The 12,649-nt window shown below is 63.1% G+C and carries 12 protein-coding genes; 11 read left to right on the top strand and 1 reads right to left on the bottom strand.

What is annotated here, in order from left to right:
* The 11 genes from ybeY (at position 1) to NCR40_RS01845 (ending at position 11,518) form a co-directional block, all read left to right on the top strand.
* The gene (ybeY, locus tag NCR40_RS01895) at positions 1 to 462 is read left to right on the top strand and encodes an rRNA maturation RNase YbeY (RefSeq protein WP_250508582.1); all 462 of its coding nucleotides are present in this window, start codon (positions 1 to 3) and stop codon (positions 460 to 462) included.
* A 35-nt stretch (positions 463 to 497) separates the two neighbouring features.
* Positions 498 to 1,175, top strand: a complete 678-nt coding sequence (locus NCR40_RS01890; RefSeq protein ID WP_244827959.1) for a gamma-glutamylcyclotransferase — start codon at positions 498 to 500, stop codon at positions 1,173 to 1,175.
* A 195-nt stretch (positions 1,176 to 1,370) separates the two neighbouring features.
* Positions 1,371 to 2,276 (top strand): CorC family transporter, encoded by a 906-nt coding sequence (locus NCR40_RS01885; protein WP_244827060.1) that lies wholly within the window; start codon positions 1,371 to 1,373, stop codon positions 2,274 to 2,276.
* Positions 2,277 to 2,360: 84 nt separating this feature from the next.
* Positions 2,361 to 4,025, top strand: coding sequence for an apolipoprotein N-acyltransferase (lnt, locus tag NCR40_RS01880; protein ID WP_250508581.1), 1,665 nt, complete (start codon positions 2,361 to 2,363; stop codon positions 4,023 to 4,025).
* 253 nt (positions 4,026 to 4,278) lie between these two features.
* Positions 4,279 to 5,295: a glycine--tRNA ligase subunit alpha gene (gene glyQ / locus NCR40_RS01875; protein WP_244827058.1), complete on the top strand. Its 1,017-nt coding sequence runs from the start codon at positions 4,279 to 4,281 to the stop codon at positions 5,293 to 5,295.
* Between the two features lie 17 nt (positions 5,296 to 5,312).
* Positions 5,313 to 7,412 carry a glycine--tRNA ligase subunit beta gene (gene glyS, locus NCR40_RS01870; protein ID WP_250508580.1) on the top strand — a complete coding sequence of 700 codons (2,100 nt, stop codon included), beginning with the start codon at positions 5,313 to 5,315 and terminating at the stop codon, positions 7,410 to 7,412.
* Complete coding sequence (gmhB, locus tag NCR40_RS01865; RefSeq protein ID WP_250463113.1) at positions 7,409 to 7,969, top strand: D-glycero-beta-D-manno-heptose 1,7-bisphosphate 7-phosphatase; 561 nt, start codon at positions 7,409 to 7,411, stop codon at positions 7,967 to 7,969. The genes glyS and gmhB overlap by 4 nt, the downstream gene beginning before the upstream one ends.
* Positions 7,970 to 7,994: 25 nt before the next feature.
* Positions 7,995 to 8,768, top strand: a complete 774-nt coding sequence (locus NCR40_RS01860) for a lysophospholipid acyltransferase family protein (RefSeq protein WP_244827055.1) — start codon at positions 7,995 to 7,997, stop codon at positions 8,766 to 8,768.
* A 91-nt stretch (positions 8,769 to 8,859) separates the two neighbouring features.
* Positions 8,860 to 9,741: a M48 family metallopeptidase gene (locus NCR40_RS01855; protein ID WP_244827054.1), complete on the top strand. Its 882-nt coding sequence runs from the start codon at positions 8,860 to 8,862 to the stop codon at positions 9,739 to 9,741.
* Between the two features lie 124 nt (positions 9,742 to 9,865).
* Positions 9,866 to 10,252 carry a lactoylglutathione lyase gene (gloA, locus tag NCR40_RS01850; RefSeq protein ID WP_244827053.1) on the top strand — a complete coding sequence of 129 codons (387 nt, stop codon included), beginning with the start codon at positions 9,866 to 9,868 and terminating at the stop codon, positions 10,250 to 10,252.
* 336 nt (positions 10,253 to 10,588) lie between these two features.
* A complete protein-coding gene (locus NCR40_RS01845; RefSeq protein WP_250508579.1) occupies positions 10,589 to 11,518 on the top strand; it encodes a DMT family transporter in 930 nt (309 codons plus the stop codon).
* Positions 11,519 to 11,604: 86 nt separating this feature from the next.
* Here NCR40_RS01845 and NCR40_RS01840 read toward each other — a convergent pair whose 3' ends face one another.
* The gene (locus tag NCR40_RS01840) at positions 11,605 to 12,618 is read right to left on the bottom strand and encodes a DedA family protein/thiosulfate sulfurtransferase GlpE (RefSeq protein WP_244827051.1); all 1,014 of its coding nucleotides are present in this window, start codon (positions 12,616 to 12,618) and stop codon (positions 11,605 to 11,607) included.
* Positions 12,619 to 12,649: the final 31 nt, after the last annotated feature.

Genomic DNA, 12,649 nt, shown 5'->3' with positions numbered 1-12,649 from the left:
ATGCCTCGCCTCACTTTGACGCTGCAGTTTCCTGCCGCGAAAGCGTATCCGTCGCACAAGGCGCTGTTGCCGCGTGCGACGGTTGCGCGCTGGATCAAGGCTTCGCTCTTCGCTGACGCCGAAATGACCGTGCGTTTCGTCGATGAAGAAGAAGGCCGCATGCTGAACCGGACGTATCGGCAAAAGGATTACGCGACCAATGTGCTGACCTTTGCCTATGCCGAGTCGGAAGAAGATCCGGTCGCCGGCGATCTCATTCTTTGCTGCCCGGTCGTCGAGCGCGAGGCCGCCGAGCAAGGCAAGCCGCTCGCCGCGCATTACGCGCATCTCATCGTGCATGGCACGCTGCATGCGCAAGGCTATGACCACGAGGTCGAAAGCGAGGCGGAAGAGATGGAATCGATCGAGACGGATATCATGCAGTCTCTGGGTTTCACCGATCCCTACGTGCCGCTCGTCTGATCCCCGGTCTTCATCGAGATGCCTTGCCACGCGCCGTGAACGACAAGACGCCTGAACCCACGCCCTTTTACGAACCCGCCACGCCGTGCCCCGACTATCCGCCGGTGCTGGGCAACTCCGCGCTTCTCACCGACGAGGAGCTCGCCGCCTCGCGCGCGGTGACTTTCGCCGATTGGGACGGCAAATCCGACATCTGGCTTTTCGGCTATGGATCGCTCATCTGGAACCCCGGCTTGCCGACGCTCGAAGCCGTGCGCGGGAAGGTGCATGGGTATCATCGCGGGCTCTATTTGTGGTCGCGTGTGAATCGCGGCACGCCGGAACAGCCGGGCCTCGTGCTCGCGCTCGATCGCGGCGGCTCGTGCACCGGCATGGCGTTTCGCCTGTCCGGAACCGAGGCGCACGAACATCTCGAAGTGCTCTGGCGACGCGAAATGGCAATGGGCTCGTACCGTCCCGCGTGGCTGCCGTGCACGCTGATCGACGGCCGGCGCGTCGATGCGCTTGCCTTCGTGATGCGTCGCGACGTGGTGTCGTACACGGGCAAGCTCGCGGACCCGATCGTTCGGACCGTGCTCGGCTGCGCGAGCGGCCGTTATGGCACGACGCTCGATTACGTGAGCCGCACGGTCGTGGCGCTGCGCGAAAGCGGCATGCCGGACCGCGCGCTGGAAGCGCTGTTGCGGCGCTGCAAGGGGCAAAACGCGGAGTGAAGGCGCGCGCTCGGGCATCGTACGAAGATCGTCCGGATGGCCAATCCGCGCACGAGACACACATCTCGCATAATTCTCAGCTAGCATCTCCTTCGCAGGAGAAGCGTGCGCGCCACTTCACCCCGGCCGCTATTTTCCTTGGTGTATGCTTAACTTTCCGCTAAAACGCGCCCGGGCATTCCCGGGCGCTCCGCTATGAACGAACCCTATCCCAGTCGACGACACTCCGAAAAACCGCCGGAAAAGCGCTCGTTGCTCGAACGCCTGACCGACTTCATCTCGCACGAACCCGAGTCGCGCGACGAGCTTCTCGAAGTGCTGCAGGACGCGCACGAACGCAACCTGCTCGACGCCGATTCGCTTTCGATGATCGAAGGCGTCTTTCAGGTGTCCGATCTCTGCGCGCGCGACATCATGGTGCCGCGCGCCCAGATGGACGCCATCAACATCGCCGAAACGCCCGCGGAATTCATTCCGTTCGTGCTGGAAAAAGCACACTCGCGCTATCCGGTGTTCGAGGGCAATCGCGACAACATCATCGGCGTCCTGCTCGCGAAGGATTTGCTACGTTATTACGCGGAAGAAGAGTTTGATGTGCGCGGCATGCTGCGCCCCGCCGTGTTCATTCCGGAATCGAAACGTCTGAACGTGCTGCTGCACGACTTTCGTGTGAACCGCAATCACATTGCCATCGTCGTCGATGAATACGGCGGCGTCGCGGGCCTCATCACCATCGAAGACGTGCTGGAGCAGATCGTCGGCGATATCGAGGACGAATACGATTTCGACGAGGAAGCGGGCAATATCATCGCGTCGCCGGACGGAAAGTATCGGGTGCGCGCGCTGACGGGCATCGAACAATTCAACGAGCAATTCGGCAGCGACTTCTCCGACGAGGAAGTGGACACCATCGGCGGGCTCGTCACGCATCGTTTCGGGCGCGTGCCGCATCGCGGCGAGAAGGTGCGCATCGACGACTTCGTGTTCGAGATACTGCGTGGCGATGCGCGGCAGATTCACGTGCTGCTCGTGAGGCGCGTGCCGAGCGTGGCGCAGCATCGCCGGCATGATGCCGATGACGAGGATGAGCTGCGGGATTGAGGGGTGCGCGATTGATAAAGTCTCGATCGCAAACCACGACCACACCTCCGCTCCCGCACGGCTCCGCCGTCAATAACGTATTCCATGACCGACTCATCGTTCCGTCTTCTCTCGCGCCGACGCGCGGCATCTGAATCCGCAACCGGCAATACGCCCCGCGCTCTTCCCTTCTGGCATTACCTCGTGGCCGCCGTGCTCGGCGCGGCCAACACGCTTTCGTTCGCGCCGACGCCGCATGGCGGCTGGATCGAGCTCCTGCTCTTCACGCTGTTCTTCGCGTGGCTCTCACGCACGACCAGTTGGAAGAGCGCGGCGGCAACCGGCTGGGCCTTCGGTTTCGGCAATTTCGTCACGGGCGTGTGGTGGCTCTATGTCAGCATGCATGTGTACGGCGGCATGGCCGCGCCGCTCGCGGCGGCCGCCGTCGCGCTCTTTTGCCTGTATCTCGCGATGTATCCGGCGTTATCGAGCGCGCTTTGGGCGCTCGTCGCAGGGCGCGCGCGTTTCGGCGATGAAGATGCGGCCACCGTGCAAGATATCGAAACCGCGTCGCGCTACGTGCCCACCTGGCACGGCGCGTTCGCCTTCGCGAGCGCGTGGGCTATCGGCGAGTGGTTGCGCGGGCTCGTGTTCACGGGCTTTCCGTGGCTCGCAAGCGGCTATGCGCAAGTCGATGGACCGCTCGCGGGCTTCGGTTCGGTCGTCGGTGTATATGGCGTCGCATGGGTGCTGGCGCTCGTCGCCGCGCTGATCGTTCAAACGATCTATCAAGTCAGCCGAACGCGCGCTGCGCGTTTTGTACCGGGCGCGGTTGCGCTCGCTCTGATCGTCGCCGGCATGCTGCTCTCGCTCGTGCAATGGACGACGCCCGCCAACGCGCCGCTCACCGTGCGGCTCCTGCAAGGCAATGTCAAACAGGAGATGAAGTTCGAACAGGCGGGCGTGGATGCATCGCTCGCGCTTTATGAGCGGCTCATCACGGAGAAACCCGCCGATCTCATCGTGACACCCGAAACCGCGCTGCCGGTGCTGGCTGTTCAGGTGCCGCATGATTTCGCCGTCAAGATTCGCGGCTTCGCCGACAATACGAAGTCATCGATCCTGTTCGGTGCAATTGGCGTAACGGTTCTGCCCGATGGCCGCGTAACCGACTTCACGAACAGTCTCTTTGGCATCACGCCGGGAACGCTCGATGTCTATCGCTACGACAAGCATCATCTCGTGCCGTTCGGCGAGTTCGTGCCGCTCGGGTTTCATTGGTTCGTGCAACTGATGGGCATTCCGCTTGGCGATCTCGCGCGCGGGCCGATCGCGCAGAAGGCGTTTTTCGTGCATAACCAGCCCGTAGCCGTCGATATCTGTTACGAGGACATCTTCGGCGAAGAGATCGCGCATACGATCCGCGAGCAGGAAGCGCCTGCGGGCGTGCTGGTGAACTCGACCAATCTCGCGTGGTTCGGCAATACGATCGCGCTCGACCAGCACTTGCAGATCGCACGCATGCGTTCGATCGAAAGCGGCCGGCCAATGCTGCGCGCGACCAACACGGGAATGACCGCGGTGATCGCGGCGAACGGCGATATCGTCTCGCGTCTGCCGACGTTCACGACAGGCGTGCTGGAGGCGACAGTGCAGGGAATGTCGGGGCGCACGCCTTATGTGACGAGCGGGAACGTCACCGTGATTGCCGTTTCGCTGTTGTTGCTGGCGTTGGCATTTGCGTTTGCGCCGGGGAGAAAACGCTCGTAAATGCGACTGCGGCGTGCGCTCATGCCGGTGCGCGCGCCGCATCGATCCAAGCTGCCGAGTCACGCGAAGGCTCACCGCGCATGGGATCGGTCCGACACCTTATCCGCGCTCGGCAACCCATACGCAAGCTCCCCCACCCCGCCATACGCTAGAATTGAGAGTTTCGGTATTCCGCCGAGCCTCGGGTCCGTGCCGTCACGAGCACCATGACGTCTGCGTCCACGGCCGCGTCCGGTCCGCATCAAAGGCAATCATGCTCACCTTTCAGCAAATCATCCTGACGCTGCAGTCCTACTGGAACGACAAGGGCTGCGCGCTTCTTCAGCCGATCGACATGGAAGTCGGCGCCGGCACCTCGCACGTTCATACGTTTTTGCGCGCCATCGGCCCGGAACCGTGGCGTGCCGCCTACGTGCAGCCGTCGCGCCGCCCCAAGGACGGCCGCTATGGCGAGAACCCGAACCGCCTGCAGCACTACTATCAGTATCAAGTGGTGCTCAAGCCCGCGCCGGAAAATATCCTCGATCTCTACCTCGGCTCGCTCGAAGCGCTCGGCTTCGATCTGAAGCAAAACGACGTGCGCTTCGTCGAAGACGACTGGGAAAATCCCACCCTCGGTGCTTGGGGTCTCGGCTGGGAAGTCTGGCTGAACGGCATGGAAGTCACGCAGTTCACGTACTTCCAGCAAGCAGGCGGTCTCGACTGCAAGCCGGTGCTCGGCGAAATCACTTACGGTCTGGAACGTCTCGCGATGTATCTGCAAAAGGTCGATAACGTCTACGACCTCATCTGGACCGAATGGCAGGAAGACGGCCCGAATGGCCGCGAACTGCGGCGCCTTACGTATGGCGACGTCTATCACCAGAACGAAGTCGAACAGTCCACGTATAACTTCGAACACGCGAACGTCGATCTGCTTTTCACCTTCTTCAACAGCTATGAAGCCGAAGCGAAGAAGATGATCGAAGCGAAGCTCGCGCTGCCCGCCTACGAACTCGTGCTCAAGGCCGGCCACACATTCAATCTGCTCGACGCGCGCGGCGCCATTTCCGTGACGGAGCGCGCGGCGTATATCGGCCGCATCCGCGCGTTGTCACGACTCGTCGCGCAGGCGTATTACGATTCGCGCGAAGCGCTCGGCTTCCCGATGCTCGGCAATCCGGTGCACGCCGCAGCCGGGCTCATCACCGACAGCGAGGAAGCGGCGCGTCCCGCCTGGGCGCCCGCGTTGAAAGTCGAAAGCAATCCCGGCAACACCGAACAAGCTTGACGAGAGACGACAGAACAATGACGCAATCCACTTCCGCTTCTCTGCTCGTCGAGCTGTTGACCGAAGAACTGCCACCGAAGGCGCTCGCGCGTCTCGGCACCGCTTTCGCCGAAGGCATCGTCGAGCGTCTGGCCGCGCGCGATCTGATCGAAGGCGCGGCATCGTTCGAAAAATACGCCACGCCGCGCCGGCTCGCCGTGCTGATCGAAAACGTGCGCAACGTCGCCCCGGAAAAGCAGGTGCGCGAGAAGGTGCTGCCCGTGACCGTCGCGCTCGACGCGAGCGGCAATCCCACGCCGCCGCTCGCCAAGAAGCTCGCGGCGCTCGGCTTTCCCGGCTTCCCCATTGGCGAACTCGAACGCGCGCAGGACGGCAAGGCCGAAGCGTTCTTCCTGCGCTACGCGGCGCCGGGCGCAACGCTCACCGAAGGCTTGCAAGCCGCGCTCGACGAAACCTTGGCCAAGTTGCCGATTCCAAAGGTCATGACGTATCAGCGTCCGGACGGCGCGAGCGTGCAGTTCGTGCGTCCGGTGCAGCGTCTGGTCGCGTTGCATGGCCGCGATATCGTGCCGGTCAGCGCGCTCGGCGTCGATGCGGGCGACACGACCATCGGTCATCGCTTCATGTCGGAAGGCTTCGTTGCGATCGCTCGCGCGGACGACTACGCCGAAACGCTGCGCACCAAGGGCCATGTCGTCGCCAATTTCGACGACCGCCGCGAATCCATTCGCACGCAATTGCAGGCGTTCGCGGGTGAAGATCGCGTCGTGATGCCCGAAGCGCTGCTCGACGAAGTGAACGCGCTGGTCGAATGGCCGGTCGTGTATCAGTGCCGGTTCGACGACGAGTTCCTGCAAGTGCCGCAGGAATGTCTCATCCTCACGATGCAGACCAACCAGAAATATTTCGCGCTCACGGACCAGGACGGCAAGCTGCGCTCGCGCTTTCTGATCGTCTCCAATATCGATACGAAGACGCCCGGCGAGATCATCGAAGGCAACGAGCGCGTGGTGCGTCCGCGTCTCGCCGATGCCAAGTTCTTCTTCACGCAGGACAAGAAGAAGCGCCTCGAAGACCGCGTGCCGCAACTTGCGAACGTCGTCTATCACAACAAGCTCGGCTCGGCCTTGCAGCGCGTGGAGCGTCTCGAAGCGCTCGCGGGCGAGATCGCGCCGCTCGTCGGTGTCGATGCCGCGCTCACGCGCCGCGCCGCGCGTCTTGCGAAGGCGGACTTGCTCACCGACATGGTCGGCGAATTCCCCGAATTGCAGGGCACGATGGGCACGTACTACGCACGCCACGACGGCGAACCGGAGGAAGTGGCGCTCGCATGCTCGGAGCACTATCAGCCGCGTTTCTCGGGCGACGACACGCCGTCCACCGGCGTCGGTTGCGCGGTGGCGCTCGCGGACAAGCTGGAAACCATCGTCGGCATCTGGGGCATCGGCCTTGCGCCGACGGGCGAGAAAGATCCGTTCGCGCTGCGCCGTCATGCGCTCGGCGTGCTGCGCATCCTGCTCGAAAAGAAGATGCCGATCGACCTGCGCGAGCTCGTCAACGCGGCCCAACGCCAATTCGCCGGCATGCCGCAAGTCGCGGATTCGACCGAAGCAATCTACGCGTTCTTCCTCGATCGTCTGCGTGGTCTTCTGCGCGAACGCGGCTTCAACGCGAGCGAGATCGACGCCGTGCTGAGCCTGAATCCTACGCGTCTCGACGACATCGTCGCGCGTCTGGATGCCGTGCGCGAATTCGCCTCGTTGCCAGAGGCGGCATCGCTCGCGGCGGCCAACAAGCGCATCTCGAACATTCTCAGAAAGTCCGAGCAAGGCGTGCCGACGGCGGTCAACCCCGACCTGCTCGTCGAGGCTGCGGAGAAAGACCTTTACGCGCAGATCGAAAGTGTCACGCCGCGCGTGCAGAGCCAGCTCGCCGCACGCAACTACACCGAAGCGCTGACCGCGCTCGCCGCCCTTCGCGCTCCCGTCGACACGTTCTTCAACGACGTGATGGTGAACGCGGAAGACCCGGCGTTGCGTAACAACCGCCTCGCGCTCCTCAACGCATTGCATCAGCAGATGAACTGCGTCGCGGACATCTCCAAACTGGCCGCATGACGACGATGAATCGCAAACTGGTCATTCTCGATCGCGACGGCGTCATCAACGTCGACTCCGATGCCTTCATCAAGTCGCCGGACGAATGGGTCGCTATTCCCGGCAGTCTCGAAGCCATCGCGCGGCTGAATCAGGCCGGTTTTCGCGTGGCGATCGCATCGAATCAGTCGGGGATCGGGCGCGGCCTGTTCGACATGGCCGCGCTCAACGCCATGCATCAGAAGATGAATCGCGCGGCGGCGGCAGTCGGCGGGCGTATCGACGCCATCTTCTTTTGTCCGCATACGGCCGAAGACCAGTGCGATTGCAGGAAGCCGAAGCCTGGCATGTTGCAGCAGATCATCGAGCGCTTCGAGATCGACCCGGAAGACACGCCGGTCGTCGGCGACTCGCTGCGCGACCTGCAAGCCGGCGCGGCGCTCGGCTTTCCCGTGCATCTCGTTCTGACCGGCAAGGGACCGATTACGCTCGCGGAAGGCAATCTGCCCGAAGGCTTAAGCGTTCACAAGGATCTGCGCGCCTTTGCGCTCGACTATCTCGCGCGGCATCGTGACTGACCGGCCGCCGCATCACTGACCTTCCATGCGCTTCATCCGTTCGTTGCTGTTGATGCTCTACTTCGTCGCGTACACCGTGCCGTACGCGACCGCGTGCTTCATCGCGTTCCCCTTCATGCGGGCCGACAAGCGTTACTGGATGGCGGCCGGCTGGTGCAAGTCGACCATCGTCGTGTTGCGCTATCTGGTCGGCATTCGCTACGAGATCGTCGGCATGGAGAATCTGCCGCATGGTCCGGCGGTGCTGTTGTCGAAGCATCAATCGGCCTGGGAGACGCTCGCGTTTCCGGCGCTCATGCCGCGTCCGCTCTGCTATGTGTTCAAGCGCGAGCTGCTCTATGTGCCGTTCTTCGGCTGGGCGCTCGGACTCCTGAAGATGGTGCATATCGACCGCAAGCAAGGCCGCGATGCGTTCGTTTCCGTCGCGCGGCAAGGCCGTGCGCGCATGGACGAAGGCGCGTGGGTCATCATGTTTCCGGAAGGCACGCGCACACGCACCGGCACGCAGGGCAAGTACAAGACGGGCGGCGCGCGCTTCGCGGTGGCGACGGGCGCGCCGGTCGTGCCTATCGCGCATAACGCGGGGCGGCTCTGGCCGCGTAATTCGTTCATCAAATATCCGGGTATAGTCACGGTGTCGATTGGCCAGCCGATCGACACTGCCGGACTCACGCCCGAGGAAGTGAACACGCGAGTCGAGAGCTGGATCGAAATGGAAATGCGCCGCATCGATCCGCTCGCGTATGCGACGCCCGACGTGCGACCGGGTGAACCTGGCGCGGCGGGTGCTGGCCGCTGACGCGGTCGTTCGCATTCGCATCCGATCGAGCCGCGGCGTGCCTTTCTCGTTCTTCTCGTCATTCCTGCGCCGGGAGCGCAAAGCCGAGCCGATGCAGAAGCAACCTTCGCGACAGCGCCCCGCCGTCGCGCTCGATACCCTGCAACTCGATCTACCGTTCGAGCATGCGCCCGAGTTCTGTGCGCCATCCACGGCGCCCGCGCCTCTGCGCGGCGAAGTTCCTCCTTCAAGCGCACCACTGCCGGAAGGCGTGCGTCAGCGCCGCATCGTCCTGGGTGCGCGCGCGCTCGACTATCGGCTGAAGCGGTCGGCGCGGCGCACCATCGGCTTTTGCATCGATGGCACCGGACTCACCATTACCGCGCCGCGCTGGGTGACGATCGCCGATATCGAAAGCGCGATCGGCGGCAAGCAAAGCTGGATCTTCAAGAAGCTGACCGAATGGCAGACGCGTGTGGAAGAGCGCGCGTTGCCGCGCATCGACTGGAAAGACGGCGCGCAGTTTCCGTATCTCGGCAAGACCATACGCGTGGCGCTGAACGCGGGCGCGGGATCGCTTTCGTTCGATGACGAGACCGGCGTGCTGCGTGTGCCGCTTCCCGCACTCGCGGATGCGCAGCAGATCAAGGACCGCGTGCAAGGCTGGCTGCAAAGCGAAGCAAAGCGCATCTTCGGCGAGCAGCTCGCGGTCTATGCACGAAAGCTCGGCGTGGAATACCGGGCGTATGCGCTTTCGTCGGCGGCGACGCGCTGGGGCAGTTGTTCGAGCGATGGCAAGATTCGCCTGAACTGGCGGCTCATTCATTTTCCGATGTCGATCATCGACTATGTGGTCGCGCACGAGCTTGCGCATCTGCGCGAGATGAACCACAGTCCGCGTTTCTGGCAGACCGTCGAATCCATCTTTCCCGAGTTCCGCGAAGCCCGGCATACGCTCAAGCATCATCCGCCGGATCTGCTGCCCGCGCTTTGAGCGCCCGTCAGCGCGCGCCGCGGGTGCCCGGTACAATTCGAGACGAGAACCGCGCGGCCCGACCAATCGATAAAAACGAACCGGGCGTGTCGTCTTTTCGCAATCAAACAACAGGAACCCCACCATGCGACTCCTTCACACGATGCTGCGCGTCGGCGATCTGCAACGTTCCATCGATTTCTATACGCGCATTCTTGGCATGAAAGTGCTGCGTCAAAGCGAGAACACCGAGTACAAGTACACGCTCGCCTTCGTCGGTTACGGCGATGAGAGCGAGACCAGCGTGCTCGAGCTGACCTACAACTGGGGCGTTGAGAAGTACGAGATGGGCACGGCATATGGTCATATCGCGCTGGAAGTGGACAGCGCCGCCGACGCGTGCAACCGTATCCGCGAAGCCGGCGGCAAGGTCACGCGCGAAGCCGGCCCGGTGAAGGGCGGCACGACGGTGATCGCGTTCGTCGAAGACCCGGACGGGTACAAGGTAGAGTTGATCGAAAAACATTCTTGATTGACGTCCGACGTTGGACGTTCGATTCAGGGCGATTGCGGAAATCGGAAGCGGCGAACTGATGCCTTTTGCTCAAGCAGACCGTGCTTACCGCTTCCAAACGACGTGCGCTTGCGCACAGCGGCGCTAGTCGTCAAGCCGAACTTGGCGTGTTCGAACGTCAGGCTGTGGACGCACGACCGACCACGGCTAAGCCGGCCGTAATCATCGCGCTCGAACGTAAGGCCGGTCACGCTTTCGCATCACCGTCGTGCTACTTCTGGTTTTTCACGCGCAGCGCCGCCACTTCGCTGGCACAATCGACGCTCCAAAACAGTGCGACGTCGATGCGTGAACATGAGCACATCCTCTTTCGCCCTGCGCCGCGCGCCCGACCTCACGGCCGTCGCCGTGATGATTGCGCTGTGCGGCGTGTGGGGCTTTCAGCAAGTCGCCATCAAGGAAGCAAACAGCTTCATTCCGCCGATGCTGCAAGCGGGCGTACGCTCGCTCATCGCCACTTTTCTGGTGTTGATCTGGACGCGCACGCGCGGCGTGCCGCTCTTTCAGCGCGACGATACCCTGCCCGCCGGAATCCTTGCCGGCATATTGTTCGGCGGTGAATTCGTCTGCATTTTCTTCGGCCTGAGTCTAACGACAGCCTCGCGCATGGCCGTCTTTCTCTATACCGCGCCCTGTTTCACCGCACTTGGCCTGCATTGGTTCGTCGCCGGCGAGCGGCTTGCGCGCACGCAGTGGTACGGCATCATGCTCGCGTTTTGCGGCATGGCGCTTGCCTTTGCGGATGGTTTTCTGCACGGCGCGCCGCAAAGCGCATCGACCTTGCGCGGCATCGCAGGCGATGCGCTCGGCGTCATGGCGGGCCTTTTCTGGGCCGCGACAACGGTGGTCGTGCGCGCCTCGTCACTCTCGCGAACGAGTGCGAGCAAGACGCTCTTCTATCAGCTCGCGGTATCCGCGGTCATGCTGCTCGCGCTCGCGGCCGTCACTGGACAAACCCATGTCGACGCGCTGCCGCCGCTCGCTATCGCAAGTCTCGTTTATCAGGCCGTGGTGGTGGCGTTCGTGAGCTATCTGACCTGGTTCTGGCTGCTCACGCGCTATATGGCGTCGCGGCTCTCCGTATTTTCGTTTCTGACGCCGATCTTCGGTGTGACCTTCGGCGTGTTGCTGCTCGGCGAGCACTTCACCGCGCGCTTCATGGTCGCCGCAGCGATGGTGCTTGCGGGCATCGCGCTCGTCAACCGGCGCGGCGGAAACGCTTGAGTTTCGATTCGAGCGCCGACCTGGAGCATGGGCGCTTGCGGCTATCACCCGAGTAAGCCGGCGCGGCAGGACCGCCCGAGTTTCGATTACTCGGGCGCCGTCGCGCGGATCGTGACCATGTCGTCCATATCGCTGTCTTCGTGCGTATCGACGTGCGGCTTTTCCGGCGGAATGGATTCGATCGGATAGCCGTGCTTCTCCCACGCGTCCAGGCCGCCCTTGAGCGGACGCACGTTGGTGAAACCCTTGGCGCGCAGCCGACGCGAGATAGACTTGGCCGTCGCTTCGTTCGGGCAGACGCAATACACGACGACTTCGTGCTCCGACAGCAACTGATCGACGCGGCCGGGGGAATCGAGATCCAGCGCGACCGCGCCCGGAATGCGATACGGCTCCTTGCGGCGTATGTCGATTGGCCGTGCATCGTAGATGACGGGCGGCGTATCGCTTTGCATCATGGCGTCGAGCTGGTCGGGCGTGATGTGATACTTCTCCAGCCACTGGTGAAACTGCACGCGCCGCACCCATCGATACAGGATGAAACCGACGCCCGCGAGCACGAGAATATCGATCACGGTCGCGCCGTTCGCGCGAACCAGCACGACGAGGCGCGCGATCTGCTCCTGCAGCGCCGCGCCGCCCAGAATCCAGAAACTGGCCCAGGCGGTCGCGCCGATCAAGTCCCACAACACGAACACGCGCACGTCGATCTGCGTGGTGCCTAGCAGCGGCGCCGACACGAGCCCGAGTCCGGGAACGAACTTGGACAACGCGAGCAGCGGCACGCCGAAGCGTTCGAACCAGCGACGCGCGGTGCGCAGCGTGGAGTCGATCGAGAGGGAGAAGCGCACCAGCGAGTTGAGGAAGCGTCGGCCGTAGAGACGGCCTGCCGCGAACCAGAGCGAATCGGCGATGAGCACCGCGAGCACGGCCGCGCCGAGCATCGGCCAGAAGGACGACTCGCCGGACGCGACGAGCGAGCCGGCGAGAATCAGCATCGGCGCGGCGGGGACCGGCACGCCAAGTTGCGTCGCGAGGACGCTGACGAACACGGCCCACGCGCCCCACGACGACGCAAGCGAAGTCGGGACGTGCGGCATTCAAACTCCTTCACGAGCTAGCGCACGGTTC

This window comes from Caballeronia sp. GACF4 (assembly GCF_023631025.1).
Lineage (GTDB): Bacteria > Pseudomonadota > Gammaproteobacteria > Burkholderiales > Burkholderiaceae > Caballeronia.
Note: the sequence above shows the minus strand (reverse complement) of the source record. Positions and strands in the feature narration are given on the sequence as shown.

Excerpts from the sequence above, each read along its gene's own strand:
- glyS (WP_250508580.1), top strand. The coding sequence starts at position 5,313 with ATGACGCAATCCACTTCCGCTTCTCTGCTCGTCGAGCTGTTGACCGAA.
- gmhB (WP_250463113.1), top strand. The coding sequence starts at position 7,409 with ATGACGACGATGAATCGCAAACTGGTCATTCTCGATCGCGACGGCGTC.
- NCR40_RS01845 (WP_250508579.1), top strand. The coding sequence starts at position 10,589 with ATGAGCACATCCTCTTTCGCCCTGCGCCGCGCGCCCGACCTCACGGCC.
- NCR40_RS01860 (WP_244827055.1), top strand. The coding sequence starts at position 7,995 with ATGCGCTTCATCCGTTCGTTGCTGTTGATGCTCTACTTCGTCGCGTAC.
- NCR40_RS01885 (WP_244827060.1), top strand. The coding sequence starts at position 1,371 with ATGAACGAACCCTATCCCAGTCGACGACACTCCGAAAAACCGCCGGAA.
- gloA (WP_244827053.1), top strand. The coding sequence starts at position 9,866 with ATGCGACTCCTTCACACGATGCTGCGCGTCGGCGATCTGCAACGTTCC.
- ybeY (WP_250508582.1), top strand. The coding sequence starts at position 1 with ATGCCTCGCCTCACTTTGACGCTGCAGTTTCCTGCCGCGAAAGCGTAT.
- lnt (WP_250508581.1), top strand. The coding sequence starts at position 2,361 with ATGACCGACTCATCGTTCCGTCTTCTCTCGCGCCGACGCGCGGCATCT.
- NCR40_RS01855 (WP_244827054.1), top strand. The coding sequence starts at position 8,860 with ATGCAGAAGCAACCTTCGCGACAGCGCCCCGCCGTCGCGCTCGATACC.
- glyQ (WP_244827058.1), top strand. The coding sequence starts at position 4,279 with ATGCTCACCTTTCAGCAAATCATCCTGACGCTGCAGTCCTACTGGAAC.
- NCR40_RS01840 (WP_244827051.1), bottom strand. The coding sequence starts at position 12,618 with ATGCCGCACGTCCCGACTTCGCTTGCGTCGTCGTGGGGCGCGTGGGCC.